Annotated in this window: 26 protein-coding genes and 1 pseudogene; 12 read left to right on the top strand and 15 right to left on the bottom strand. The window is 60.3% G+C overall.

Annotated elements, in window-relative coordinates:
* The 4 genes from MMW58_RS21840 to MMW58_RS21825 form a co-directional block, all read right to left on the bottom strand.
* Positions 1-1,410, bottom strand: a complete 1,410-nt coding sequence (locus MMW58_RS21840) for a sucrose-6-phosphate hydrolase (protein ID WP_241722094.1) — start codon at positions 1,408-1,410, stop codon at positions 1-3.
* Positions 1,410-2,780 carry a sucrose-specific PTS transporter subunit IIBC gene (locus MMW58_RS21835; RefSeq protein ID WP_095094749.1) on the bottom strand — a complete coding sequence of 457 codons (1,371 nt, stop codon included), beginning with the start codon at positions 2,778-2,780 and terminating at the stop codon, positions 1,410-1,412. Before MMW58_RS21835 ends, MMW58_RS21840 begins: the two co-directional genes overlap by 1 nt.
* Before the next feature lie 94 nt (positions 2,781-2,874).
* On the bottom strand, positions 2,875-4,392 hold the full coding sequence (locus MMW58_RS21830) for a carbohydrate porin (RefSeq protein WP_133596610.1): 1,518 nt from the start codon (positions 4,390-4,392) through the stop codon (positions 2,875-2,877).
* A gap of 168 nt (positions 4,393-4,560) precedes the next feature.
* Positions 4,561-5,484, bottom strand: coding sequence for an aminoimidazole riboside kinase (locus tag MMW58_RS21825; RefSeq protein ID WP_241722093.1), 924 nt, complete (start codon positions 5,482-5,484; stop codon positions 4,561-4,563).
* A gap of 255 nt (positions 5,485-5,739) precedes the next feature.
* Between MMW58_RS21825 and MMW58_RS21820 the strand changes: the two genes are divergently transcribed.
* The 3 genes from MMW58_RS21820 to MMW58_RS21810 all read left to right on the top strand — a co-directional run bounded on the left by MMW58_RS21820 (position 5,740) and on the right by MMW58_RS21810 (position 8,041).
* Positions 5,740-6,381 (top strand): helix-turn-helix domain-containing protein, encoded by a 642-nt coding sequence (locus tag MMW58_RS21820; protein ID WP_241722092.1) that lies wholly within the window; start codon positions 5,740-5,742, stop codon positions 6,379-6,381.
* Positions 6,382-6,515: 134 nt separating this feature from the next.
* The gene (locus MMW58_RS21815) at positions 6,516-6,899 is read left to right on the top strand and encodes a DUF3302 domain-containing protein (protein WP_241722091.1); all 384 of its coding nucleotides are present in this window, start codon (positions 6,516-6,518) and stop codon (positions 6,897-6,899) included.
* Positions 6,899-8,041 carry an HlyD family secretion protein gene (locus MMW58_RS21810; RefSeq protein ID WP_241722090.1) on the top strand — a complete coding sequence of 381 codons (1,143 nt, stop codon included), beginning with the start codon at positions 6,899-6,901 and terminating at the stop codon, positions 8,039-8,041. Before MMW58_RS21815 ends, MMW58_RS21810 begins: the two co-directional genes overlap by 1 nt.
* A 60-nt stretch (positions 8,042-8,101) precedes the next feature.
* On the opposite strand, the gene MMW58_RS21805 is transcribed toward MMW58_RS21810, so the two are convergent.
* Genes MMW58_RS21805 through MMW58_RS21795 form a run of 3 tightly spaced genes read right to left on the bottom strand, consistent with a single transcriptional unit; the run spans position 8,102 to position 11,106 of the window.
* Entirely contained in the window at positions 8,102-8,905 is an 804-nt protein-coding gene (locus tag MMW58_RS21805) for an ABC transporter ATP-binding protein (protein ID WP_241722089.1), read from the bottom strand.
* On the bottom strand, positions 8,902-9,930 hold the full coding sequence (locus MMW58_RS21800) for a FecCD family ABC transporter permease (protein ID WP_166646128.1): 1,029 nt from the start codon (positions 9,928-9,930) through the stop codon (positions 8,902-8,904). The genes MMW58_RS21805 and MMW58_RS21800 overlap by 4 nt, the downstream gene beginning before the upstream one ends.
* Positions 9,931-9,987: 57 nt before the next feature.
* Positions 9,988-11,106, bottom strand: a complete 1,119-nt coding sequence (locus MMW58_RS21795; protein WP_241722088.1) for an ABC transporter substrate-binding protein — start codon at positions 11,104-11,106, stop codon at positions 9,988-9,990.
* A 270-nt stretch (positions 11,107-11,376) separates the two neighbouring features.
* On the opposite strand from MMW58_RS21795, the gene MMW58_RS21790 reads away from it, so the two are divergent.
* The gene (locus MMW58_RS21790; RefSeq protein ID WP_159235976.1) at positions 11,377-11,772 is read left to right on the top strand and encodes a hypothetical protein; all 396 of its coding nucleotides are present in this window, start codon (positions 11,377-11,379) and stop codon (positions 11,770-11,772) included.
* 188 nt (positions 11,773-11,960) lie between these two features.
* The gene (locus MMW58_RS21785; RefSeq protein WP_241722087.1) at positions 11,961-12,443 is read left to right on the top strand and encodes an RcnB family protein; all 483 of its coding nucleotides are present in this window, start codon (positions 11,961-11,963) and stop codon (positions 12,441-12,443) included.
* Positions 12,444-12,525: 82 nt separating this feature from the next.
* On the opposite strand, the gene MMW58_RS21780 is transcribed toward MMW58_RS21785, so the two are convergent.
* A complete protein-coding gene (locus MMW58_RS21780; protein WP_133596629.1) occupies positions 12,526-13,116 on the bottom strand; it encodes a lipid-binding SYLF domain-containing protein in 591 nt (196 codons plus the stop codon).
* A 537-nt stretch (positions 13,117-13,653) separates the two neighbouring features.
* Here MMW58_RS21780 and MMW58_RS21775 point away from each other — a divergent pair.
* The 3 genes from MMW58_RS21775 (at position 13,654) to MMW58_RS21765 (ending at position 16,763) form a co-directional block, all read left to right on the top strand.
* Positions 13,654-14,832 carry a M20 aminoacylase family protein gene (locus MMW58_RS21775; RefSeq protein ID WP_241722086.1) on the top strand — a complete coding sequence of 393 codons (1,179 nt, stop codon included), beginning with the start codon at positions 13,654-13,656 and terminating at the stop codon, positions 14,830-14,832.
* 19 nt (positions 14,833-14,851) lie between these two features.
* The gene (locus MMW58_RS21770) at positions 14,852-15,628 is read left to right on the top strand and encodes an ABC transporter substrate-binding protein (RefSeq protein ID WP_041144462.1); all 777 of its coding nucleotides are present in this window, start codon (positions 14,852-14,854) and stop codon (positions 15,626-15,628) included.
* A 181-nt stretch (positions 15,629-15,809) separates the two neighbouring features.
* Positions 15,810-16,763 carry an aldo/keto reductase gene (locus MMW58_RS21765; RefSeq protein WP_159235979.1) on the top strand — a complete coding sequence of 318 codons (954 nt, stop codon included), beginning with the start codon at positions 15,810-15,812 and terminating at the stop codon, positions 16,761-16,763.
* Between the two features lie 40 nt (positions 16,764-16,803).
* Here the strand turns inward: MMW58_RS21765 and MMW58_RS21760 are convergent, their stop codons facing one another.
* The 3 genes and pseudogenes from MMW58_RS21760 to MMW58_RS21750 form a co-directional block, all read right to left on the bottom strand.
* Positions 16,804-17,592 (bottom strand): MoaF C-terminal domain-containing protein, encoded by a 789-nt coding sequence (locus MMW58_RS21760; RefSeq protein ID WP_159235980.1) that lies wholly within the window; start codon positions 17,590-17,592, stop codon positions 16,804-16,806.
* Between the two features lie 24 nt (positions 17,593-17,616).
* Entirely contained in the window at positions 17,617-18,393 is a 777-nt protein-coding gene (locus tag MMW58_RS21755; RefSeq protein WP_241722085.1) for an SDR family NAD(P)-dependent oxidoreductase, read from the bottom strand.
* An 84-nt stretch (positions 18,394-18,477) separates the two neighbouring features.
* Positions 18,478-18,625 (bottom strand): annotated as a pseudogene (locus tag MMW58_RS21750) (anaerobic sulfatase maturase); the annotation flags it as partial.
* A 69-nt stretch (positions 18,626-18,694) separates the two neighbouring features.
* On the opposite strand from MMW58_RS21750, the gene MMW58_RS21745 reads away from it, so the two are divergent.
* From MMW58_RS21745 to MMW58_RS21730, 4 genes are all read left to right on the top strand, one after another.
* A complete protein-coding gene (locus tag MMW58_RS21745) occupies positions 18,695-18,898 on the top strand; it encodes a hypothetical protein (protein WP_159235982.1) in 204 nt (67 codons plus the stop codon).
* Between the two features lie 152 nt (positions 18,899-19,050).
* On the top strand, positions 19,051-19,734 hold the full coding sequence (locus tag MMW58_RS21740; protein ID WP_123706908.1) for a helix-turn-helix transcriptional regulator: 684 nt from the start codon (positions 19,051-19,053) through the stop codon (positions 19,732-19,734).
* Positions 19,735-19,850: 116 nt separating this feature from the next.
* Entirely contained in the window at positions 19,851-21,038 is a 1,188-nt protein-coding gene (locus MMW58_RS21735; RefSeq protein ID WP_241722084.1) for an MFS transporter, read from the top strand.
* Between the two features lies 1 nt (position 21,039).
* A complete protein-coding gene (locus MMW58_RS21730) occupies positions 21,040-22,155 on the top strand; it encodes a class II histone deacetylase (RefSeq protein ID WP_241722083.1) in 1,116 nt (371 codons plus the stop codon).
* 51 nt (positions 22,156-22,206) lie between these two features.
* On the opposite strand, the gene MMW58_RS21725 is transcribed toward MMW58_RS21730, so the two are convergent.
* From MMW58_RS21725 to MMW58_RS21710, 4 genes are all read right to left on the bottom strand, one after another.
* Complete coding sequence (locus tag MMW58_RS21725) at positions 22,207-22,758, bottom strand: DUF3156 family protein (protein ID WP_241722082.1); 552 nt, start codon at positions 22,756-22,758, stop codon at positions 22,207-22,209.
* Positions 22,736-24,235 (bottom strand): APC family permease, encoded by a 1,500-nt coding sequence (locus MMW58_RS21720; protein WP_133596644.1) that lies wholly within the window; start codon positions 24,233-24,235, stop codon positions 22,736-22,738. The genes MMW58_RS21725 and MMW58_RS21720 overlap by 23 nt, the downstream gene beginning before the upstream one ends.
* 184 nt (positions 24,236-24,419) lie before the next feature.
* Positions 24,420-24,785, bottom strand: coding sequence for a cupin domain-containing protein (locus MMW58_RS21715; RefSeq protein WP_133596646.1), 366 nt, complete (start codon positions 24,783-24,785; stop codon positions 24,420-24,422).
* Positions 24,786-24,798: 13 nt separating this feature from the next.
* Complete coding sequence (locus tag MMW58_RS21710; protein ID WP_133596648.1) at positions 24,799-26,100, bottom strand: NAD(P)/FAD-dependent oxidoreductase; 1,302 nt, start codon at positions 26,098-26,100, stop codon at positions 24,799-24,801.
* Positions 26,101-26,114: the final 14 nt, after the last annotated feature.

Genomic DNA, 26,114 nt, shown 5'->3' with positions numbered 1-26,114 from the left:
TTAAAACGCTGATTCTACCATGCATGGCCGCAGCGGCCAGTAGCAGAATGCAGCCGGCGTCGCACCGCTGAAAATCATTTGCCCAGGATACTGCGGGAAATAGCGGCTGCTCATCACGCCTTCTCCGCCGTTAATGAAAATCTCAATGCTTGAGCTGTCGCATAAGATCCGCAGGGCACGCACCTCTCCCCGCCAGTAGCGGTAGAGCGCCTCGTCGCAGGCCAGGCTGCGGCGTTCGAGGCGAATGCCGTCGGCGTCGAGGGTGAGCCTGAGGGCGCCGCCGAAATCAATCCCCAGCGCGTCGCCTGGCGCCACCTCAAAGACCATGTCCATCGGCGTCAGCGGCAGGCCTGGCCCCTGCCAGCCGCGGGCTTCGCCGCGCAGGTCCGCCAGCTCGCGCAGCGGATACTGGTAGAGTTTGCCGTCGCGCAGCTCCAGCTCCCGCAGGCAGGTCATCTGGTGGATCCAGCCGTGGGCGAGGGTCGGCTGGCGCATCTCTTCGCCGTCCGGAACCCCCATCCAGCCGACCAGCAGCCGCCGGCCGTCGGCGGCCAGCATGGTCTGCGGGGCGTAAAATTCGAAACCGGCATCGAGCTCATAAAGCGCGCCGTGGTCAAAGCGGGCGCTGGCGTAGTCGAAGCGGCCCGCCGTCCACACGGCGGGATAGGTGTTGAGGTAGCGATCGGCCTCGCGGGCGATACCCTGGGGACAGCAGATCAGGATATGCCGGTCGGCGAGCGGGAACAGATCCGGACACTCCCACATATAGCCGGCGTCGTGCAGGCCGTTGAGGTCGCTGCCGGCAATTTCGCCTTCCGCCTCCCACCGGTGCAGATCCGCGGAGCTGAACAGCAGCACCTTACCGCGCTTTTGCAGATCCTGGGCGCCGAGGACCATGAACCAGCGGCCTTCGTGCTGCCAAACCTTCGGGTCGCGAACGTGGCCGGTATAGCCCTTCGGCAGCGCCAGCACCGGCCCGGTTTTGCTAAAGGTGCCGTCGCTGTTTTCCGTTGCCAGGCACTGCCACGCGGTTCTGCTGCCGTCTTCAAACTTCACGTTGCCGGTGTAGCACAGGGTCAATTTTCCGTCGTTATCGACGGCGCTCCCCGAGTAGCAGCCGCTGCGGTCGTACTCTTCGTCCGGCATCAGCGCGATGGGCTCATGCTGCCAGTGCAGCAGGTCGGCGGAGCTCCAGTGCCCCCAGCACTTGAACGTATGATCGCAGGCTATCGGGTTCCACTGGTAAAACAGGTGATAGCGCCCGGCAAATTCGATAAAGCCGTTAGGATCGTTCATCAGGCCGGTGGTGGGTGCCAGGTGCCACTGCGGATAGTGGCTATCGCGCAGCGCGCGCGGCTGGCCCTGCATCACGGCGCGTAAAATTGCCGGCAAACGTGAAGGAAGTGACATTATTCAGCGTCCGTTTTGTATTTCAGCAGCAGGGAAACGGTAAAGGCCACGCCGAAGGCGATAACCATCCCGATAATATAGTTCAGCAGCGAGCTGGCCTGCACGATAGCCATACCCGGGATCGCCGTCAGCCCGACCGCGGTCATGTAGACGTGCATCGAAACCACCCATGCGCCGCCCGCCGCGCCGCCGATCAGGGCCGCGATAAACGGCTTCACGAAGCGCAGGTTAATACCGAATATCGCCGCTTCGGTGATCCCGAGCATCGCGGAGAAGGCCGAAGGCAGGGTGATGGCTTTGATTTTGGCATCTTTGGTTTTAAACCAGACCGCCAGACAGGCGCCGCCCTGGGCAACGTTGGCCATGGCCCAAATCGGCAGCAGGAAGTTGACGCCGATCGACGGGTTGCCCAGCAGTCCGGCCTCAATGGCGTGGAAGCTGTGGTGAATACCGGTGATCACGATAACCGAGTAGAGGCCGCCGAACAGCAGCCCGGCCAGCCAGCCGGCGTGGGCGATCAGGGTGCTAAGGATAAACGAGATGCCGTCGCCCAGCGCGCGGCCGGCGGGGCCGATAATCAGCAGGGCGATAAAGCCGGAGATGATAACCGTCAGGAACGGCGTCAGGATCAGATCGAGGGCGTCAGGAATGACCCGGCGCAGCTGCTTCTCGACGATGCTCATAAACCACACCGCCAGCAGCACCGGGAATACCGTGCCCTGGTAGCCGATCATGGCGATTTCCAGACCGAAAAAGTTCATCGAATGGAAGCCGGCGGCCACGCCCCAGGCGTTGGTGAGCGCCGGGTGGGTTAAGATGCCGCCGAGGGTCGCGCCGAGATAGGGGTTGCCGCCAAATTCGCGTGCGGCGGTGAAGCCAATCAGGATCGGCAGAATGATAAAGGCCGCCGAGCTGCACATATCGAGAATGATATAGATGGCGTTGCTCGGATCGACCCAGCCGTAGGTTTTGACCATCCCCAGCAGGCCCATCAGCAGGCCGGAGGCGACGATAGCCGGAATAATAGGGACGAAGATGTTCGACAGCAGGCGCGCAATGCGCTGGAAGGGGTTGAGCTTTCTCGCCGCAATATTGGCGGCTTCCGACTTGCTGGACTCGCCGATCCCGGCGGCCTGGATAAACGCGGCGTAGACTTTGTTGACGATGCCGGTGCCAAAGATAATCTGCATCTGACCGGCGTTATTAAAGCAGCCCTTCACCCCTTCAATTTCGCCGATGGCCTTCTTGTCGGCCAGCGAATCATCGACCAGCACCAGGCGCAGACGCGTGGCGCAGTGCGCGGCGCTGGCGATATTTTCCTTACCTCCCAACAGCGGAAGCAGCGAGCGGGAAATGTGTTCGAAATCCATAGTACCCTCTGAATGCATTATTATTTGTTGGTTTTATTTCCGCGGCAGCAGAGGACTGATGCCGCGGTTTTAAGCTGGTTTCAGACCCTTGCCGTCAGAACCAGGTCTCCATCTGAATACCGAAGTTCCATTCGCCGCCGGCGTTGAAACCGCTGCTGCCAAAGGAGTCATCGCTGGCGTAGTTATCCAGCTTTTTGCTCCAGTCCATCCAGGTCGCGAACAGGCGCAGCTCCGGGCGGTTAAAGAAATCACCAATTTTGCCGACTTTAAACGTTGGCGCGAAGGTCAGTTTATAGAAACTGCCGTTAACGGCGTTGCGATCTTTATATCCTTCCGGATGCAGATCCATGTACTGGTAGCTTCCCTCATACGCCAGGGCAAAGTTCTGCGTCACCTCCTGGATCAGGCGCATGTTGAAGGTCACCCATTCATAGCTGTCGCCTTTGACGTAACGGTCTTTGCTGCTTTGCGCCAGCACCGCCGGGGCGATATGCCAGCGCTCGCTAAGCGGCGTGGTGCCGTAGCTGGCGAAGCGCCAGGTATCGGCCTGGGAGAGCAGCGCGCCGTCGGAGCCTATGCCCTTAACCTCTGCGCCCAGGCCGTGGCCGTAGAGCAGCGCCGTTTTGCTGGTCCCTTCACGCAGGCCGTAAAAACTGTCGTTGTGCAGCCCGACTAGCGCATGAACCCCGTTGTTGGCGGCGTCGGTCTGGATGGCGTCCCCGTTGGCGTCTTTACGGTCGTCGTTATCCTTTGCCCGCAGGCCGCTGACCATCACCTGCACCGGGCCGACGAAGTGGTTCATGCTCAGAATGTAGTTCTGCACGTTGTTGTCGACCTGCTCGAGGTCGCCAAAGTTGCGCCCGTAGAGCGAGAAGTTGCTGCGCGCGCTGTCGCTCCACTTCACGTCGTAGATACCGCCGCCGGTCCCGGCGAGGAAGACCACGTCGGAGTCCAGCCAGTGGATGTCGAAGTTGTCGCGGTCGAAGCGCTTACCGGCCCACAGGGTGGAGCCTTTAAACGGCCCGTCGAAGCTCGGGAGATTGCCCAGCTCGGCGAACGCCTGGCGAATGTTCAAATCGCTGGAGTCGGCCGACCAGTCGTTATAGGTTTTTTGCCCGTCGGCGAGCATCGCCTTGAAGCGGGTGGTCGCGCCGTTATCCAGCGTCTGCTTATGCTCCAGGTTGAGTTCGACGTAGGTATCGGCCTCGTTGCCGAGGCGGCCAATCGCGCCGCCGGTTTCGCCGGCTGGCGTCAGGTAAGGACCGCTTTTGCTGCTGGAGGCCGCGTCGTTCATCAGCAGGCCGGAGCGGGCGTAGCCGTGGAACTCAAAGCCGCTCTTTTCATCGGCTTTCTTCTCCAGCTGGGCGGTGCGCTGGGCCACCTGCCGGGTGTTGTCCTGGGTTTTCTGCTGCTGCGTGGTGAGCTGCTCAACTTTCTTCTCGGCCGAGTCAGCGCGGTTTTCCGCGGTCTGCGCCCGGTTTTCCGCATCCTGCAGGCGTTTTTCCAGGGCTATCAGGCGGGCTTCGATGGTGCTTAAATCCGTTTGCGCATGGACCGAACCGGCTCCGGTTAGCAAAGCGATAAGGACGGCAAGTGTGCTTTTTTTATACATGCTGTTCGCATCCCAAAAGTGAAGTTTAATGATGTGTTGTTTTTTGCTAAACCGGTTTAATTGATATGTTAAACGCGACACGTAACATAGCGAAACAAGTTTTGCTAAACCGATTTAATAATTGTGACGGAGGCAACAAAGCGGGCCGTTGAGGACGGCCCGGGGGGATCAAAACTGGCGATTGAGATCGTGCTGCCTGGGGAGGGCGGTCATGGCGCCTTTGGCGGTGGTCGCCAGCGCGCCGCAGGTTTGCGCCAGCTGCAGCGCGGGCTCCAGCGACGCCAGGTCGGCCGGTATGCCGTTGGCGGCGAGGCCGGAGAGCAGCCCGGCGACGAAGGCGTCGCCCGCGCCGGTGGTATCGACGCTGACCACCGGTTTTGCCGCAAAGTGGATCGTCTGCTGCTGGAAGGCCGCCAGCACGCCGGCTTTTCCCTGGGTGACCAGCAGCAGCTCCGGCCGGTAGCGCTGGGTTAAGATGGCGATACCCTGCGCCAGATCGCTGCTGCCGCTGATAAAGACCAGCTCCTCCTCGGAGAGCTTCACCACGTTGGCAAGCGACAGCGCCCGGTCGAGACAGGCCTGCAGCAGCGCCGGGTCCTGCCACAGGTCCTCGCGAATATTGGGGTCGAAGCTTACCCAGCCGCCGACGCTTTTGATCTGCTCCATCGCCGCGAAGGTGGTGCTCCGGCTAGGCTCAGCGCTGAGGGCAATAGAGCAGACGTGGAGCCACTGGCGGGGCGCGAAGGCCGGGAGATCCTCCGGCTGCAAAAAGAGGTCGGCGCTGGGGCGCACCATAAAGGTAAAGGTGCGCTCACCGTGGCTGTCGAGGTCGACCACCACGGTTGAGGTTCTCTGCTGCGGGTCGAGGCGCATATGGCTCACGTCGACCCGCTCCTGACTTAGCGTCTGGTGCATAAAGCGGCCGAAGGGATCGTCGCCGACGCGACCGATAAATCCGCTCTCTCCGCCGAGGCGGGCAACGCCTACCGCGACGTTGGCTGGCGCACCGCCGGGACACTGCAGCAGCCGCCCTCCGCTCTCCGGCAGCAGGTCCACCACCGCATCTCCGACCACCCAAACTTTTGCGTTCATGCTCATTCCACCTCGTTGCTAAACTATATTAAACCGGTTTAGCTTTATTAAAGCATAGCCCCGTGCAGATCGAAACGCCGTGATGCCTAAAGTGGGAGACAGGACAAAAAAACGCGGCCCGAGGATTGACGCCGCAAACCGGGCGCCGATCGCGGCAGGAACTCCAGCTGTGGACTTTTACTCTCTATTAATCTTATGTATATTTTGTCTGGCAATGATTTGTTCAGCAGATTTTTCTGACGGGGAAATAACGGGGTGAATAGCAGCTTTGGCGATATCTACTCTTCCTACCAGAATCTCGAGCTGAGCACGCATCTCCCCGAGGTTGTCGCCTGCGGCGAGGAGGTTGAATGTGCCGCCGGCGCGCGCTTTCAGCCCGCAGAGGGGTACATCTACTTCCTTTTGCAGGGGCAAATGACGCTGGCGGTGGGCGATGCGCAAAATCTGTTAGGGATTGTGATTGAGCATATGCCGATCGGCCTGCCGGAACGCTACTTTCCGCAGCTGAACTGGCTCTATCAGTGCCAGAACCCGTGTCGTTTTGCTAAAGTCACGGTCGCCGATTTTGAGCGCATATTCTTTCACTCGTCGCCAAAATATATGCAAGAGCTGACCACTATTCTGGTCTATATGGGCATCCTGGCGATTGATGCCCACAACGAACGGGGTAATCTGTCGGGTTTTCAGACCATCAAATCGATGCTTTCCCGCTACCTGTTCCGGACCGGGATTGACGCCGGGCAGCGTGAAAGCCTGTCCGCCTTTATTATCAAACGTACCAACCTTTCGCGCAGCTACGTTTATCAGGTACTGGCCGCTCTGAAAGAGGGGGGATATATTACGGTGAAAAAGGGCCGGCTAATATCTATCGACCGAAAAATCCCTGATAAATTTTAATTATTCCGCGAGTGGTTATTTACTCTCTCCCGCAGGCTGTCGCGTAAAATAAACTCGCAGCACGCTATATCCACCTGGCCTCGGCACGCCGTCGGGATGGTATTTATTTCTCTTATTCAACTCTGGAGTATTCGATGACTCTTGACTATGTCGCTCTGGCCATCCTGATTGCGGTGGTGCTGATTCTATTTTACGGGATAATTGTGATCCACGATATCCCGTACGAAATTGCCAAAAAAAGAAACCATCCGCACCAGGATGCTATTCACTACGCCGGCTGGGTCAGCCTGTTTACGCTTCACGTGCTGTGGCCGCTGCTGTGGATCTGGGCGACGCTGTGGCGTGAGGACCGCGGCTGGGGAATGCAGAAGGCGCAGCAGGAAAGTAGCGATCTGCATCGGCACCTGACTCAGGTATTAACGCGGCTGGATACGCTGCAGCAGGAATTAAATACCCTGAAAGGCCATCATTCGCTGCCGGTGGCTGCTGAAGGCGTCGCCGCGAAGGAGGATAAATAATGGAAACGCTGCTGCTGCTGTGCTATGCCGCACTCTGTATCGCTATTTTTAAAATATTTCGTATTCCACTCAATAAATGGACGGTACCGACCGCGGTATTAGGTGGGGTCGTTATTATCGGAGCGCTTATTTTAGGCATGAATTATAACTTCCCCTATACCGAAACGGGCAAGCAGGTATTTCGTACGGTGCCCATCGTGTCTCAGACGCGGGGCCGCGTGACCAGCGTTCCGGTTCAGTCTAATCAGATGCTGAAGCAGGGCGACGTGCTGTTTACTATTGACCCCACTCCGTTCCAGGCCAAAGTGGATGACCTCAAGGCGCAGGTAAAAGCGGCCAGCCAGGACGCGCTATCGCTCGACTCGGCGCTAAATAGCGCCCGGGCCAGCCTGGATAAAGCCAGCGCCGAGCGCGACCGAGCCCAGCGGGAGTATGCCCGTTTTGCCGCCGGCCATGACAAGGGGGCCTTTTCCGATCAGATGGTCGATACCCGTCGCCAGACGTGGAAAGCGGACGAAGCCGCGGTAGCGGCCGCAAAAGAGAACGTTGTCCAGGCGCGTAATGCCCTGCACTCCGTGGTTCACGGGGAAAATACCCGGGTTGCCTCGCTGCTGGCGCAGCTGCGGGAAGCCGAATTTAAGCTGGAGAATACCGTGGTGCGCGCGCCGTCTGACGGCTACGTGAGCACCGTGGGTCTGCGGCCCGGCACCATGTCGACGGCCCTGGGCCTCGCGCCGGTCATGACCTTTGTGCCGGTGACGGGGAATCAGTCCCGTGAATACGTCGCGGCATTCCGGCAGAACTCTTTGCAGCGCCTGCAGGCCGGGGAGAAGGCGGAGCTGCTGTTCCCGGCGATCCCGGGCACCGTTTTCCGCGCGGAGGTCGTCGAGGTTCTGCCGGCAATCGGTGAAAGCCAGTTCCAGGGTCAGGGCAAGCTGCTGACCACCGATGCGTTAAACGCCCACGGCCGGGCGCTGGTGGTCTTCAAAGTGAGCGATCCGCGCCTGCAAAATTACCGTTTACCGCAGGGGACCGACGTTGAAGCGGCGGTCTATTCCGGACACTTCGAGCACCTGTCGCTTATTCGTAAGATCCTGATCCGCATGAAAAGCTGGGAAAACTACCTCTACCTCGATCATTAATCGCCGCCTCAGGCCGGCGCCCCGGTTCAGGGCGCCGGCGCTGCTCAAGGCCACCGCCGCCTACGCCGGCACCGCGCTGCCGACCAGTCCGTCAATAATCACCTGCATGACCCCCTGCGAGCAGGGCTCAATGCGTCCCCGCACGCCGTACACCTCGGCTAAGATCTCCGGCGTAATCACCTGCGACGGCGCCCCCTCGGCCAGCAGACGTCCCTCTTTTAGCATCAGCACGCGATCGGCATGGCGCAGGGCGATATTAATGTCATGCACTACCACCAGGGTGACGATATTGCGTTTTCGGGTCTCTCTGCGCACCAGATCCATCACGTGGAACTGATAGTTCAAATCCAGCGCGCTGAGCGGCTCATCGAGCAGCAGCAGCCCCGGCTGGCGGATAAGCGACTGCGCCAGGCCGACGAGCTGCTTCTGCCCGCCGGAAAGCCGGTCGAGGTAGCTGAGCGCCAGATGTTCAATGCCCAGCTGGCGCAGCAGGGACATCACCTGCTGCTGGCTTTGCGCGTCGTGCACGCCGCCGGCCGCGCGCTGGGCGACGATAATCGACTCCAGCACGTGCAGATGGACCCCCGCCGGCAGCGTTTGCGGCAGATAGACGACTTTTTCCGCCCGCCGGGCAAACGGCAGCGCCAGCAGGTTTTCCCCGTCAAGCGACAGCTCTCCCGTCGAGGGGCCCAGGCCGGCCATCGCCCGCATCAGGGTCGATTTGCCGCTGCCGTTGGGGCCCAGCAGGGCGGTGATTTCACCGCGCGGCAGCCGCGGTACCGTCAGGTCGCGGATCACCTGGCGCTTAGGATAGCCGGCGCTAAAGCGCGACAGCGCCAGCCCCGTAGAGATGTGCGGATTCATACGTTCCCCCGATGGCGCAGAATGATGCTCAGAAAGAACGGAACGCCAACCAGCGAGGTGACGATCCCGACCGGAATAATGGCGCCGGGGATCAGATTCTTCGACGCCACGGAGGCCAGCGACAGCACCAGCGCGCCGATCAGGGCGCTGGCAGGGAGATAAAAGCGGTGATCTTCGCCGAAAATCAGGCGTGCGATGTGCGGAGCGACCAGGCCGATAAAGCCAATCGGGCCGACGAAGGCCACCGAAATCGCCGACAGGATGCTGATCCGCAGCAGGGTGGTTAAGCGCAGGCGGCGCACGTTAATCCCGAAGCTCATGGCCCGATCTTCGCCGAGGCGCAGCGCCGTCAGCTTCCATGAGCTCAGCATCGATAGCGGCATCACTACCGCCAGCACCGCCAGCAGGATGCCGACCTTCTGCCACGAGGCGCGGTCAATGCTGCCCATGGTCCAGAACACCAGCCCCTGCAGCGTGTCTTCGTTGGCGACAAACTGCAGCATCGAGACCAGCGCGTTAAAGGTAAAGACCAGCGCGATGCCGAACAGGATCACCCCGGAGGAGGCCACCTGCGTCCAGCGGGTAATGCCGTCCAGCAGCAGGGCGGCCAGCAGCGCGAAGATAAAGGCGTTGGCCGAGATAAACCACTGGCTGGGGATCCCCGGAATGCCGATCCCCAGCACGATGGCCAGCGCCGCGCCGAAGGCCGCCGCCGAGGAGACGCCGAGGGTAAAGGGGCTGGCCAGCGGATTGTTGAGGATGGTCTGCATCTCCGCCCCGGCGAGGCCGAGCGCGAGGCCCACAATAATCGCCATCAGGGCGTACGGCAGGCGGATATCCCAGACGATAACCCGCGTTCCGGCGCTGGCGCCGGCCGGATCGATCAGGGTTTGCCACAGCGTCTGCAGCGGCATCCCGGACGGACCCATCATAAAATCGAGCAGCAGCGAGGTGATAATCAGCGCCGCCAGCAGCAGCATAAAACCGATGCGGCGGCGGACGATCCGGCGGTAGTTGGTCATCACGTCCCGCCCGACGCCTTGGGCTACGAGGGCGGATTCAGTCGTCGAGCTCATGGGCGCTTACTCACCTTGTTTCCAGGAAAAGACGAAGGGCAGGTCGGGCAGGGTGGTGAAATGGCGCACGATATAGCGGTAGCTGTCATCCGGGCTGAGGCTGCTAAAGGTCTGCGGATAGATATCTTTCGCCAGATACTCCATGCCGACGATATTCCACGGATGATTGTAGAAGTGGTGATAGATCCCATAGGCCCGCCCGGCCTTCACCGGCGGGATAGCGCTGACGCCGGTCCGCGAGAGCAGAACCTGAGCCTGGGCGTTCACCTCCTGCTGATTAACCCGGTAGCCCAGCGGCAGAACCTGGCTGTTGCCGCGTTTCGAGCCGGTCATGATGTAGGCGTCGGGCTTCATGCTAATCACCTTCTCCAGCGCCACAAAGCCGGAGGCGCCTGGCAGCACCTGCGCGCCGATGTTATTGGCCCCGACCGCTTCAACCAGCCCGCCCCAGCCGCTATGTCCGTGGGTAAAGCAGCAGGCGTCGCTGTTGCCCGCCAGCGCCTCGACGAAGACGTTCGCCTTCGGCGTGATGGCGGCGGTTTTCTGGCGAATGGCCTGCAGCTGCTGGCGATAGTAGTCGGTATAGGCTTTGGCGTTGTCTTCGCGGTTGAGCACCTGGCCCAGCAGGTCGATGCTCGGGGCGGTATCCTTCGCCGGATTCACCTCGTAATCGACAAACAGCACCGGAATATTGAGCGCGCCGAGCTTGCTGATAATGCCGCTCTCTTCCAGCGCCGGCTTCGCGCGCAGCTGGGCAATCATCAGGTCCGGCTGGCGGGAAATCACGCTTTCAAGGTCAATATTGCCCTTATCGCTAAAGCCCATATCCAGAATGCTCGCCGACTGCGGCCACTTCTGCTGCAGCATCTTCCAGGTTTCAACATCCTGTTTTTTCGCCAGATTATTCCAGGCAACCAGCCGCTTAAAGGGGTTGTCACGGTCGAGAAGCGCCAGCGCCATAATATCCCGGCCGTCCTGCAGGATGATGCGCTGCGGCTCGTGCTGGAGAGTAATGCTGCGGCCGTCGAGGTCGGTCACGGTGAGCGGATACTGGGTGGCATAGCCGGACAGTGGGGCGGAGATTAGCGCAGTAAGAATAAGCGAACTTACTGATTTTATTGCCATAATGTGAGTTCCGTTTGCTAATTATAAATATAATGATTTTGATAATTATTCTCGTGTGAAAATAAACGGCAGATATATGAAACGTCGATTTCATAAAATGTAACAACTTTGCTGGAGTTTATAAGAACGGCCGCGATCTGTGGTTAACTGCCTAAAAAACAGTCAGTCAGCGTCAGAGGTAGTTTTAAGAACTATCCCTAAAGCCAAACGGCAGAATCTTGTGCCATGCTGAATGCGACTCATAACATTAAGCACGTTAGAGAGGAAATTATGAAAAAGGCAATGATTGCGTTATCTGCGATTCTGGTAGCAGCCCCCGTTTTTGCTGCAACCACCACCACACACGCTACTGATGAAACCGTCGCGGCGGCCCATGAAGGGGCTAACACAGCGAAGGAAAAGCTGCATAAGGCCCAGAATGAAGGCGATGAGCTGAAGCTCAAGTCTCAGCACGCGGCTGAAGGCAAAAGCGATAGCCTGGGCAGCAAGGTCAGCGAAGGCACGCAGAAAACCTGGAACAAGACCAAAGAAGGTACCGAGAAGGGTTGGGATAAGACCAAAGAAGGCACTGAAAAAGGCTGGAATAAAACCAAAGCCGCCACCGAGGAAGGCTGGGATAAAACCAGGCAGGGTGCTGACGATTTGAAAAAGAAAGTCACTGAGTAATCACTGACTGTTCTGCATAAAAGGGCCGCGCAAGCGGCCTTTTTTATTGGGTTCCTGCAGACGCCATATCCGCCAGATTATTAAGGTTACCGCCCGCGACAATATGCCAGGAATACTCCTGGTTATTCCGATACTCACCGTTTCTCCACATTCCGCCGGTAAAAAGGAAATATATCAGGAGGTGGACAATGAAAAAGATTATTACTCTGGCAGTTATTTTATCCTGCACGCTCACGTCGCTGGCCTACGCCGACGGCCCGAATGGCAGCAACGGTCCCGGCCAGCAGCAGGTATGGCAAAATGAGTCCGGGCACGGAAAAGGCGACGGCAATCGCCAGCAGGGGCCCGGCAACGGGCCGCAGGCAAACCAGGCGAACGGCCATCAGGATAACGGCAATCATCGCGGATCGAATCGCGGCGAGCAGCAGCATCGTCAGGATCGCCACGAGCAGGAGCATTTCGCCTGGAACGGCCACGACTTCCGCAAAGGCCAGCCCGCGCCTGAGCGCTATCGCGGCAGCGCGTACCGGATTAATAACTGGAACGATCGCGGCCTGCCGGCACCTCCTCAGGGGCAGCACTGGTCCTATATTGACGGCAACTACGTTCTGATCGCGGCGGCGACCGGGATCATCACCTCAATTCTGGTGAATGGTCTTCTCAACAACTAGCCGCTAGCCAGCGGCATCCCGGAGCGGTACTGCGTGCCGTCTCCGGGAGCGCCTTTCGCGAGCCTGCGGCGGTGCGGCTGCCCTATCTTTTATTCAGCTCGTCATCCGGCCAGTACTTATAGCCGTTAATCATCGCCTGGGCGGCCAGCCCTTTTTCGGTCATTTCGTAGACGTTAACTTTCGAAGGCAGGGACGCGGCGTCCTTGGCGACGCCGTTGGCCGAGGCGCCGACCGGCGCAATGCCCTTATCGTCATATTTTGCCGCCGCGTTGGCATCGGCTCCGACGACATAGCCCCGGGTGATAAAATTATTCAGCGCCGCTTTATCGTGGAAGACCACCACGGTGCGCTGCTGTTTTACCCCCATTCCCACGCCGGCACCGCCCTGGGCCATTTTCATATAGGTATCTTTACCGCTGCGGATATCTTTAACGACGCCATAGCCGCTGCCAAAGCCGAACAGCAGGATTTTGCTACTGTTGCTGGCAAATACCGCGTAGCCGTCGGCATGCTGAATATCGGCGCGGGCTTCCGGGTGCAGGGAATAAAGTTTGCTCAGCGTTTCGTTACGCATTTTTTGAATGCTGGCGCGCTGCTGGCTGGCGGTATCGCCCTGTGCGCTGCAGCCGGCGATCGCCAGCGCCGATGCCAGAAAAAGGAGCTGATATTTCATTTTACAATCTGCCGTATGGGTTGCGATAAACGGGATTAAGGCCGGCGATCGTAGAATGAAGTTGCGATAAAGACCCAGAACTTAAAAGTTTATATTTAAATTTTGCCTGTTTATTAGCTTATTACTCTGTTCTCTGTCGGGGTGAAATAGCCTACCCGGCGGCGCGTTCTTTAATGCGCCAGGCGCCGGCGTATTTTCCCCGGCGCCTTTGATAAGGCGCTGAATAATCATTAGTAAATAAGATGATGGCTCCCTCAGGAATTAGAAATGCTGCTTGCAATAACCGCTTATCCAGATAAGTTATTCACTCTGAGTATATTCTTCATCCTTCAGGTTTCGGCGCCGTCGGAACGTCAATTATTGAAGATATTCTGACCCAATGGATTTTGCTCTGCAGCGCGGCGAACGCCCAGGCGTTTACCCGGATTAGCGGCCGTACACCGTGCCCGACGGGCGAAAACGGCAAGCGGCCGGACTATTGCCAACGCGGATGCAGGCACAATGACGGCGGGTATATCTTATTTCCCGGAGACCGGCATGACCGATTTTGTAATTCCAGAAATTAAAGCAGCTGAAGATGAAATGATTGCGATCCGTCATTATTTACATGCCAATCCGGAATTAAGCCTCGAAGAGTTTAATACCAGCGAGCTGGTGGCCGGAAAGCTGGCGGAGTGGGGCTATCAGGTGACCCGCGAGCTGGGAAAAACCGGGCTGGTCGGTTCATTGCGCAAGGGCGATTCGCCGCGCACCATCGGGCTGCGCGCCGATATGGACGCGCTGCCGATTTTTGAAACCACCGACCTGCCCTGGGCCAGCACCGTGGCGGGAAAAATGCACGCCTGCGGCCACGACGGCCACACCACCATCCTGCTGGCGGCGGCGAAGTATATCGCTTCTCCGGTCTGCGAGTTTAACGGCACCGTGCACCTTATTTTCCAGCCCGCGGAAGAGGCCATCGGCGGGGCGGATTTAATGATTAAAGACGGGCTGTTCGATCGCTTCCCCTGCGAGCGAATTTTTGCGCTGCACAACATGCCGGGGCTGCCGGTCGGCAAGCTCGGTTTTTATGCCGGCAACTTTATGGCCTCGGCGGATACGGTCAAAATCACCGTTCACGGCTACGGCGGCCACGGCGCTCATCCTGACCGCACGGTTGACCCGATTCTGGCCGGCGCGGCGCTGGTGATGGCCCTGCAGAGCATCGTCGCGCGCAACGTGCCGCCGGGAGAAACCGCCGTTGTCACCGTCGGCACCTTCCAGTCGGGCATCGCCTCCAACGTCATTCCTGAAAGCGCGGTGATGGAGCTGACCGTACGGGCGATGAAGCCCGAGGTCCGCGATCTGCTGATTAAACGCATCCACGAAATCACCGAGTTCACCGCCAAAAGCTACGGCGCAACCAGCGAGATCGAGGTTTATGACTCCTATCCGGTGCTGACCAACAGCGAGGAGGAGACGGCGTTTGCCAGGGCGCTGGCGCTGGAGGTCTTCGGCAGCGAGAAGGTGCTGCCGTCGATTTCACCGATGAACGCCAGTGAAGATTTTGCCTTTATGCTGCAGGCGCGTCCGGGCTGCTACTTCCTGCTGGGCAACGGCGAGAAGGGCGGCAAGGGCAGCTGCATGGTGCATAACCCAGGCTACGACTTTAACGATGACATTATTAGCACCGGCGCGACGCTTTTCGCCCGGTTAGTTGAAACGCACTGCCGCTGATCTCTGGAGCTCGTAAATAATGAAAAAATCACTTCTGCTGTGGGTTGCGCTGATGGCCTCAACGTCGGCGCTGGCCGCGGAAAATAAGGAAATTCGCTTTGGCGTCGATCCGACTTTTGCGCCGTTTGAATGGAAGGATCCGCAGGGCAAGCTGGCGGGTTTCGATATTGATTTAGGCAACGCCATCTGCCAGCAGCTGCAGGCCAAATGCGTGTGGGTGGAAAGCAACTTCGACGGCATCATTCCGGCGCTGAAGGCGCGTAAATTTGACGCCATTCTCTCCGGTATGTATATGACCGAGAAACGTAAAGAGCAGATTGGTTTTAGCGACAAGCTCTACAACGGCCCGGTGTTCCTCGTGGCGCGCAAAAATACGCTGAGCGGCAATACGCCGGAGCAGCTGAAGGGCAAAACCATCGGCGTGGAGCAGGGCTCGGCGCAGGAAACCTACGTGAATCAGCACTGGCGTCCGGCGGGAATTAATATCGTGGCCTACCAGGGCGCCGACAGCGTGGTGCGGGATCTGGAGTCCGGGCGTATCGACGGCGCGGTGCTCTCCGGAATGATGGCGGACTACAGCTTCCTGCAGCAGCCGCAGGGCAAAGATTTCGCCTTCGTTGGCGGTCATCTGCAGGACGATAAGCTGTTTGGCGCCGGGGCGGCCATTGGCCTGCGCAAGGACGACGACGCCTTGCGTCAGGAGATTAACGGCGCGATTGCCAAAATTCTTGCCGACGGCACCTATAAAAAACTGGCCGGGAAATATTTTAGCTTTGACGTCTATTCCGGGACATAATGCGGTTATGCAGGCGGCGGGCACGGAAAGCCCGCCTCAGGCTTCCTTTCTCTACTATCATTTCTGACCCTGGACCGATAACGCAGGACGCAGAATATAAACGAGACCCTCACTCATTCGAGTTGAACCAGGCCGGGCGCGGGCAACCTGAAGGACGACGGGTCAATAAGGAGTGAACGGCATGATGACACGTCCATTGGGCAAAACCGGATTTTCCATTGCACCGCTGGTCTTTGGCGGCAACGTTTTCGGCTGGACCTGCGATGAAAAAACCAGTTTTGCCATTCTTGATGCTTTCGTTGACCACGGCTTTGACGCTATCGATACGGCGGACGTTTACTCCCGCTGGGCGGATGGCAATCAGGGCGGAGAGTCGGAAACGATAATCGGCCGCTGGCTGCAGGCGCGGCCGGGGATGCGTGAAAGGGTTAAAATCTTCAGCAAGGTCGGCGCAGATATGGGGCCCGACGGGCAAAAAGGGCTGAGCAAAGCCTGGATCCAGCAGGCGGTAGAACGCTCCCTGCGCCGCCTGAATACCGACTATATCGATCTCTATTTTGCCCACTGGCCGGATCCGCAAACTCCGCTGGCGGAAACCCTGGAAGCGTTCCAGGCCCTGCAGCAGGCGGGAAAAATCCGCGCGACCGGCGCGTCGAACCTCGACGCGCAGCAGCTGTCGGCGGCGCTGGAGGTGGCGCGCAAGGGCGGCCTGCCGGCCTGGCAGGTGCTGCAGCCGGAATATAATCTCTATCACCGCTCCGCCTTCGAAGGCGCGCTCTGCGATCTCTGCATCAGCCGCGAGATTGGCGTGGTGACCTACTACAGCCTGGCCTCCGGCTTTTTAACCGGCAAATACCGCCAACAGGCCGACCTGGCGCAGAGCCAGCGCGGCGGCGGCATCGCCAAGTACCTCAATCCGCGCGGGATACGCATTCTCGATACCCTCGAAGAGGTTGCCGGACAGCACAACGCTAAGCCGGCGGAGGTGGCCCTCGCCTGGCTGATGAGTCGGGAAGGGGTGACCGCGCCGATCGCCAGCGCGACCAGCGTCGCCCAGGTTGAGAGCTTTGCCCGCGCCGCCGGGCTGACGCTCAACGCCGCGCAGCTGGCGCGGCTCGAGATCGCCAGCGCCTGATGGCCGCCTGCCGGAGCCGTCGGGCTCCGGCTTTTCCCGGCTAGCGGTGCGTCGTTACGTTCAGCACCTGCGCGCTGGCGCCGACCGGGAAGTTGCTGATCGCGCTAAAATCACTTCCCTGATAGCCCATGATCTTCCCGTCGGTACGCATCTGCTGCAGATCGATAAGGATCACCCCGAGGGTCGGAATAATTTTCTCTCGCCAGACGAAGAGATACAGATCGTCGGCGACCGCCACGTAGTGACAGCGATCGACATCCGCCAGCCCCTTCTCCACGCCGTCCAGGCACTGCCAGGCGTAGAGATTCTCATTGAGATAAATGTGCTCGTAGCGCTCCGTCGGGCTGTAGACGTACTGATTGCGCATGCCGATGAGCGCCTGGCTAAAGGCCGGCAGCGGCCCCGGGCGGCGGTCGAGGCGCGCAAAGTGAAACGTCGCTGCAACGGCGGTCAGCGGGAGCCCCTGCTCGACGCGGCTAAAGGCGTCGAGGCGGGCGGCGGATTCCGTCGGCAGCTGGCCGTAAACGAGGGTGGCGTTGCCCGCGCTGAGGTTGCAAATGGCGCTAATGCTGGCGTTTTCGGCGTCGGGATCGAGGAAGTCGATAAACAGAATATCGGGACGAATAGCCGTCGCGCGCCAGGCGACGGGCCTCCCGTTCCAGCGCAGCGTCCGGGCGTCTTCAATCACCAGCTGCTGTTCGCCGCCGTCGGCGAGAGAGAAGGTCAGGGACTTCCCGGCGGGCAGCGCGGCGTCGGCCAGGAGGTTACCGTGGGGCGCAAAGCCGTCGGCAAGCGCGCCGACCTGAATAAACACAGCTTCTGCAGTCATAGGGATCCTTAGGGTTTAAGAGGGTTACGAAAACGCCAGCGTGGGAACATCGACCGCGCTGGCGCCGCCGTCGGCGACCAGCGTTGAACCGCTGATAATCGACGCCTGAGAGGAGCAGAGAAACCGGCAGGCGAGGGCTATCTCCTGCGGGCTGGCGGGGCGACGCAGCGGCACGTCGCGGCACGCCTGCTGATAGGCCTGCTCGAGGCTGATGTCCTGCGCCGCCATCAGCGGCTGCATCTCCTCGTCGGCCATCGGGGTGGTGACCCAGCCGGGGCAAATAGCGTTGGCGCGCACCCCCTGCGGGCCATAGTCCCGCGCTACCGAGCGCATCAGGCCGATCAGCGCGTGCTTGGCCGTAACGTATCCGCAGGCCTGCGGCCCGGCGGCGAGGGACGCAATCGAGGCGACGAACAGCACGCAGCCCCGGCTGGCGATCAGCGACGGCAGGCAGGCGCGGACGCTGGCAAAGGCGCTGTTGAGGTTGCCGTCGAGTGCCGCTCGCCACTGCGGGTCGCTGGTGTCGGCGGCGGCGCCGTAGCCCATTCCGCCGGCGCTGCAGATTAAAACGTCGATCCGGCCCGCCCGTTCGCTAATCGCCGGCAGCAGGCGCTGCCGCCACTCGTCGCCGCTGGCGGCATCCCCCGTCAGCGCCACGGCGCCGGTCTCCGCCGCCAGCGCCTGCAGGGGGGCCTGACGGCGGCCGATAATCACCACCCTGTCGCCCGCCGCGGCCATCAGCCGGGCGCAGGCGGCGCCAATGCCGCTTCCTCCGCCGGTTATTACCACCACTTTGCCCATTTCATCTCTCCCGAAAGCATCGTCTTTCTACCTTATGAAGGGGATCGCCGCCCGGCTATCGTTCAAAAGAACGAAGGCCGGAGCCGGCCGCATCGTCTGCGGACAATCGCAGTCGCGACAGGTGAGGTTGCAGGCCGGGCCAGGGGGGAATCAGGATATGAAAGGGCACCTGCGCCCGCGGTTCAACGGCCAGCGGAATTCGCTGTTGGCGTAGCGCGGCGATATTCAGCATCGTTTAGATCCTATTTATTATTTCCGCCGGCGAGATTATTCGCGCAGCAGAAAAGCCAGGGCCTGCATCATGATTAAGCGCCTGAGGATAATTATTGCGGCAAGGTCCATTAGGTATAGAGAAGTGGTTTTAAAAGGCTATCGTTCTAAAGGACGAGAACGTAACAAAAAAACGCGTGCGTTAAGCGGTAAAAAAATCCGCGACGGAAAAGTTAATAACTTCTGTTTATGTTTTATCGCCTGGTCGATAACGCAAGGCTATGCTGATTATTAACTTATTAAATAACAGTATGTTAAATAAAATATTGTAACCCATATCACATTGTTAACATGTTAATGATTGTGTTACTTAAATGTGAAATGTATGCTTTGAGATAGTGTTGGTTATCCGCGTTTCGCGTACTTTTACTTCGCCGGGAGAAGCTCATGTCTGCGTTATTAAAAGCCGGTCGTAATGATGCGATAATTACCCGTTGTCTACAGACTATTTCCCAGTTAATTCCACTGTCGTCGGCGGTTTTTTATCGGGTTAATAATTGTTTAAAACCCGAACACTATATTTTGCATAATATTTCCGCGACTACGCACCGGCAATATCTGGAGTGTTTTCAGCCGCTGGACCCGCTGCTGCCGTCCCGCTTTAGCCATCAGGCGATTACCATGGCGGCGATGACGCCCGGGGTCTGCGATCGCCATCGCCACTATTACCATGAGTTTATGCTGCCTAATAACGTCCGCGACATGACCGAGGTCTTTATTCGCCGGGAGCGGCGGATTATTGCCGGTATCTCCCTGATGCGCGACGTGCCTTTCTCCAGCGAAGAGCGCCTGCGCGCCCAGGCCGTGCTGCCGCTGGTGGAGCTGGCGATCCATGATTTTCTGCAGGACGAGGACGATCTGCCGGCAATGCTCACCGCCAAGGAGCGTGAAATTGTCGGTATGGTGCGGGAAGGGGCCAGCAACAAGCTGATTGCCCGCCAGCTGGATATCTCGCTCTCCACCGTCAAGACCCACTTACGCAACATTTTCGCCAAGACGGAAGTGGTCAACCGCACCGAACTCGTTTGCCGAACCTGGATGCCCTCCGCTCAGCGCACGCTGCATCCGTAATCTGACCCATCGCATCCCGCGCGCGCCGCCGACCGCGGCGTTTTCCTGATGCCTGACGGTATCACTCCCTGGATAATTATCCGGGGGGAGACTTTTTGACTGGAGCACGCATCACGATGTCGAGCACGCCCGTGACCGAACACGCCTTAACCCAGCCGTCCGGGCTGGTCTTCACCGCACGTTTGCTGGCGGCGATTGTCATCTTTGCCGCCATTGCGCCGGGGATCCTGATGACCGCGCCGGCGGTGGCGGCGCAGCTGGCCAGCGAATGGCGGCTAAGCCCCGGGCAAATCGGCTATCTCTTCTCCGCGGAGCTGGGGGCGATGAGCCTCGCGACGCTGCCGGCCTGGTGGTGGATGAGCCGCCTCAGCTGGCGCCGCGTCGCGCTGTGCGCCTGCGCGGTGTTTCTGGTGGCGAACCTGGTCTCGGCGACGGTCAGCCAGTATGAAACGCTGCTGATCGCCCGCTTTGTCGCCTCGCTGGCGGGCGGCACGCTGATGATTCTGTGCATCAGCTGCGCGGCGGGTACCGCCAACCCTTCGCGGGTATATGCCTTCTGGGTGCTCGGCCAGCTGCTGCTGGGGGTGCTCGGGCTGCTGATCCTCCCCGGCCTGTTTGCCAGCTTCGGCCTGAAGGCGGTGTACCTGATCCTGGCGGCCATCATGCTCTGCTGCCTGCCGCTGGTTGCGGCATTCCCTCTGCGCTTTCAGCCGATGTCCGCCTCCGGCCTTCGCCCCCCGGTGGCGCCGCTGCGCAAGGTGCTGGCGGTGCTGGCGGTACTGACCTTTTATATCAGCCTCAGCGCGGTGTGGACCTTTATCGGCACCATCGGCAGCGCGGCAGGATTGACCCCGTCGCACATTGGCATGGTGCTGGCGGCGGCAACGGTGTTCGGCATTGTCGGCGCGGGAGGGGCGGCGCTGCGCGGCACCCGGCGCCCGGACCGCATCCCGGTATGGCTGGGCTACGCCCTGCTGATCGCCAGCATCGCGCTGCTGGTCGGCCACCCGCTGCTGATGCGCTTCGCGCTGGCGGCGGTGCTGTTCAAATTTACCTGGACCTTTGTCCTGCCTTTTATTCTCGCGCGCGTCGCCGGGCTGGATAACAGCGGTCGCCTGATGAACAGCATCAACCTGGTGATTGGCGGCGGGATGGCGGCCGGCCCGGCGCTGGCCGGCGCGCTGCTGCAACATTTCGCCAGCGCCGACGCGCTGCTCGCCGCGGCGGGCGGTTGCGCGCTGGTCTCTGCAGGATTGATTCTCGCGGCTTCGTCCGCCGGGAAAGGGTTAGCCAACGGAGGATAGAGTGAAAAGAAAAACCGGTTTCTTCTTTGATGAACGTTGTTTCTGGCACAGTACCGGCCTGCACGCGGTGACGCTGCCGGTCGGCGGCTGGGTCCAGCCTCCTGCGGGAGGCGGCCACGCGGAATCGCCGGAAACCAAGCGGCGGATGAAAAACCTGATGGACGTGTCGGGGCTGACCCCGCAGCTGCAGCTGCGCAGCGCCGATGCCGCCAGCGAGGAGGATTTACGCCGTATCCACCCCGACCGCTATCTGGAGCGTTTTAAGGCGATCAGCGACAGCGGCGGCGGCATGCTGGGCAAAGAGGCGCCGCTGGGGCCGGGGAGCTATGAAATTGCCTGCCTCTCCGCCGGGCTGGCCTGCGCCGCCGTGGAGGCGGTACTGCGCGGCGAGCTGGATAACGCCTACTCCCTGTCGCGCCCGCCGGGGCACCACTGCCTGCCGGACCAGTCGATGGGCTTCTGCTTCCTCGCCAATATTCCCATCGCCGTCGAGCGCGCGAAAGCGTTGCACGGCCTCGGCAGGGTGGCGATCCTCGACTGGGACGTGCACCACGGCAACGGCACCCAGCATATCTACCTGCAGCGCGACGATGTGCTGACCATCTCGGTGCATCAGGACGGCTGCTTCCCGCCGGGCTACGCCGGAGAGGAGGATCGCGGCGTCGGCGCGGGTGAAGGCTACAATATCAATATTCCGCTGATGGCCGGCGCCGGGGACGACAGCTGGCGCTATGCGCTGGAAACGATCGTTATTCCGGCGCTGGAGCGCTTTGAGCCGCAGCTGATTATCGTCGCCTGCGGCTACGACGCTAACGCCATGGACCCGCTGGCGCGGATGCAGCTGCACAGCGACAGCTTTCGCTCTATGACCGGGCTGGTGCAGCAGGCGGCGGATCGCCTGTGCGGCGGCAGATTGGTGATGGTGCACGAAGGGGGCTACGCGGAATCCTACGTGCCGTTCTGCGGCCTGGCGGTGATGGAAACCCTGAGCGGGATAAAAACCGAGGTACAGGATCCGCTGCTGGCGTTTATTCAGCAGCAGCAGCCGCGAGAGGCCTTTACCCGCTTCCAGCGCCGGGCGATTGATGAGCTGGCGAGCCGGTTTGGCCTGCAGTAAGCGCTCTGCGTCTCTCCGCCAATGCGGGGGAGAGACGCGCTCCCGTTTCGTCTAATCTCCCTCCCGCTGCATCCACCGACCGATGGCCCGATCGAGCATATTCATGACGCTCAGCAGCAGCATGCGCTGCTGCTTTTCGAGCCGCAGATAGCGCCGCAGCGGCGGCATTTTACACACCACTTCGCTGGCCGCCCACGGCTCAATGCCGCAGCGCCAGCGCTGCCCGCTGCAGGTCAGGGAGAAGCGCCGGTAGTCCAGCTCGCTCAGGGTCTGCTGCAGATTGGGAAAGCGATTGAGATAGTCGGCGAGATCGGCGGTGCCCTCTCTGCCGCTAAAGCGGATCGGTCGGCGCTTCAGCCAGCCGGGCTGATGGGCGCGGATCCTGCCCTGAGCGGGCCGGGACAGCGGCCCCTCGATGACAAACTCGCAGCTGTGGATGCTCGCCATAAACAGCCGTTTCTGGCGAACGCTATAGGTCACTTTCGCGGTGGGCGTGAGGTGTAAAACCGCGCTCCGCTCGCTGAGCTTTTCGCTGTGCCAGCCCGCGAGGTCGCGCTGCACGGCGTTCATTAACGGCGTCTCAAACCAGAGGGCGGAGGGCATCAGGCGCTATCTCCCCGGCAGCGTTTCTCTCATAGTGGCTCATCGCGCGCTCCACCACCTCTTCCACTTCCAGCGGTCGGAACGGATTGACGCGCTGGACGCACACCGTCCAGAACAGGGCGTAGGCGGCGGTGATCCCCAGCATAATGCCGAACGGCACCAGCACTTCGCGGCTGTCCATTCCCGGCGGCGTAATGTTGAAGATGGCGATAATAATCCCGACGCTGGAGATAATCTGCGGCAGCGGGAACCACGGCGAGCGGTAGGCGCGGGGGAGGTCCGGACGGCGAATGCGCAGCGCCACCACCGACAGGGTGACCAGCAGATAGGCGACGCCCCACGCGCAGACGGCGGCGAGGATCAGCGGCACGATGCGGTCGAGGTCGCCGTTCAGATACCAGGCGTGCAGGCAGGGGATCGCCACCCCGATGGCAATGGCGATCACCGGCGTCTTAAAGCGTGGATGCAGCCAGGTGAGAAAGCGGGGCAGGGCGCCGTCCAGCGCCATCCCGTAGATGATGCGCGGCACCGCCGCCATCAGGGTGTTGATGGTGGCGCAGCCCGCCAGCAGCAGCCCGACGCCCAGCCAGTACTGTCCGGCGTGGCCCATGACCCGTTCGGCAAACGCCGGGATCGCCATCGGCGTATCCAGCAGGTGGACGTTATTGGCCGCATCCAGCACCACGTTCTCCACCTGACGGTTAATCGCCGCGCCGTAGATAAACATGCAGCTCGCCACGCCGAACAGGCCGAGGGCCATCGCCCGCGGAATGGTGCGGTGGGCCTGCTTAATCTCCGGTGCCATCGGCGTCACCAGCTCGCAGCCGACGAACATAAACATCGCCATGCCGATATAGCCGAACAGGCCGGAGATGTCGCTGACGTTGAGCGGGGTGCCGAACCAGCCGGCGAGATGGGTCACCGGGGCCATAAAAATGCCGCACAGGCCGAAGATGGTCAGGGTGGTCCACATCCCGAAGGTGAGCACCACTTCAACCTTGCCGAAGACCTCGACGCCGACGGCGTTCAGCAGGCCGAAAATCACCACCATCCCGACGCCAACCATCCAGGTATTCTGGTGCGCCGCCATCTGGGCGTTGATCGACTCGAAGTTCACCAGCGCCATGATCCCGGCGAGAATGGTCTCGGCGGTGCCGGCAAAAATATGTACGATCAGATAGGCGCACAGCGCGCCGGTAATGGCGAAAAAGCGGCCCATGCCGCAGGCGATATAGTCATATACCGAACCGGTGGTCGGGATCAGCGTCGCGGCTTCGGCAAAGGTGGTGACCTGCGCCTGCATCATGATAAATGCCAGCAGCACCGCCAGCGCGAAGGTGTCGCCGCCCATGCCGAAACCGCTGGTGACGGTCAGAATGACCGGGCTGGCCATAATCAGCCCGACGGAGCTGGCCAGCGTGGTGGGAAAGCCGACAACGCCGCGTTCGAGATGGCGGGCGAGCCTGTTACTGAACATAGTCAACCTCTGCGCAATATAGGGGAGGGCAGGGAGTGGCCGCGTGGGAACAGCCATTCCGGATAGTCATAATTTAGGCTGGTATCCGGCTCAACGAATATCGTCCTGAAGGTGGAGAGCGGCGGTTGATTCTGTGACGCAGTGCATGATTACCGCCCCGCTGTCGGGGGCGGCGTGCGGGAAGCTAGCGGCCTTCGACGTTGGCCAGGTAGTGCTTCACGAAGCGCGGGGTGAGGATCTTCCACTCCACTTCGGTTCCCTGCTTAACAAACCAGCTATCGCCGGGGACGAAGCGCTGGGCCGCGCCGCCGGCGACGGTCAGCTCAACTTCGCCCTCCAGCACGGTGGCGTGTTCGGTAAACGGATAGGTCATGGTAAAGCTCCCGCGAGTGGACGAAAACAGACCGCAGGTAAAGGCATCCTGCGGTTCGCCGTAGATCATCGCCCCGGCAACCTGCGGGTCGCCTTCGGTTGGCGTGGCGCCCAGCAGGCTGACGCTGCCGATAGGCTGCAGTTCGGGGACCGGTTGATTGAGTTTAAAAGCGTGCATAGCGTTCTCCTGGTTAACTCCGGCCTTTCCAGTAGCCGGCGGTTTGGTGCATCAGTTTTCCGGCGGTGACCAGCAGCAGGCGCAGGCTGTCACGACCGTGGATTGTCGCGTGGGGGATGCTGCTCATCAGGCGGTAGCGGTCCGAGCCGCCGCTGATCCCCTCGGCGAGAATTTTGCACACGATGTGCGAGGGGGTGACGCCAAAGCCGGAGTACCCCTGAACGTAAAAGACGTTGTTGTGCTCGCGCAGGGTGCCAATTTGCGGGAACAGGTTGGCGCTGCAGGCCATCGGGCCGCCCCAGGCAAAGTCGATTTTGACATCCTTGAGGTAGGGGAATACCTGCCCCAGCAGCGTGCGGTTCCAGGCGGCAAAATCGTTGGGCGTATATTCGACATAGCGCGTGGCGCTGCCGAACAGCAGGCGGTTCTCTTTGGTAATGCGGTAGTAGTTAATCACCGGGCGAATATCGCTGAAGGCGCCGCGCAGCGGGCTGATACGCTCGATCAGCGCATCGGACAGCGGAGCCGTCGACACCTGCCAGGAGTAGGTCACCAGGGTCTTGTTATAGATCTCCGGCTCCAGATTGTTGAGGAAGCTGTCGCAGGCCCACAGCAGCTTTGCCGCCCGCACGCTGCCCATCGCGGTGCGCACGCGCACCTCTTTGCCGTAATTCACCTCGACTACCGGCGAGGATTCAAAAATCTTCACCCCCAGGGAGTGCGCCGCCGTCGCCGAGCCGAGCAGCATATTCAGCGAGTGGATCTGCCCCCCGCCCATGTGCTTGAGGGCGCCACAGTAAACCTCGGAGCCGACGATCTGCTGCACCTCTTTGCCGGTATAGAGGGCGATATCCTCATCCGGGGTCGCCGCCTTGAACTCTTTTTCCCACTGCTGCAGCGTTTTCAGCTGCCGCTGGTTATAGGCGAGGTAGCCGTAGCCCGGCACGAAATCCGCATCGATATTGTATTTCTTAATCCGTTCGCGAATGATCCCTGCGCCGAGGTTAGAGATCTTAAACAGCGTCTCCAGCCCCTCTTTACCGACGTGCTTTTTCACCGCCTCGATGTCGTGGCCAATCCCGGCCATCACCTGCCCGCCGTTGCGCCCGGTGCCGCCGTAGCCTAAATGGCGGGCCTCGAGTACGACCACGTTGGTGATCCCCTGTTCCGCCAGCTCCAGGGCGGTGTTAATGCCGGAAAATCCGCCGCCGATAATCACCACGTCGGCTTCAATGTCCTCCTGCAGCGCCGGAAAATGGAGCTGGTATTTTTTCGTCGCGCCGTAGTAGTTCAGCGCATCGATTTTGATATTCATAGCGTTACCCTGTC

This window comes from Klebsiella sp. HC6 (genome assembly GCF_022605325.1).
In the GTDB taxonomy this organism is placed as follows: domain Bacteria; phylum Pseudomonadota; class Gammaproteobacteria; order Enterobacterales; family Enterobacteriaceae; genus Klebsiella; species Klebsiella terrigena.
The sequence above is the reverse complement of the archived record's forward strand: the minus strand, read 5'-3'. Positions and strand labels throughout refer to the sequence as shown.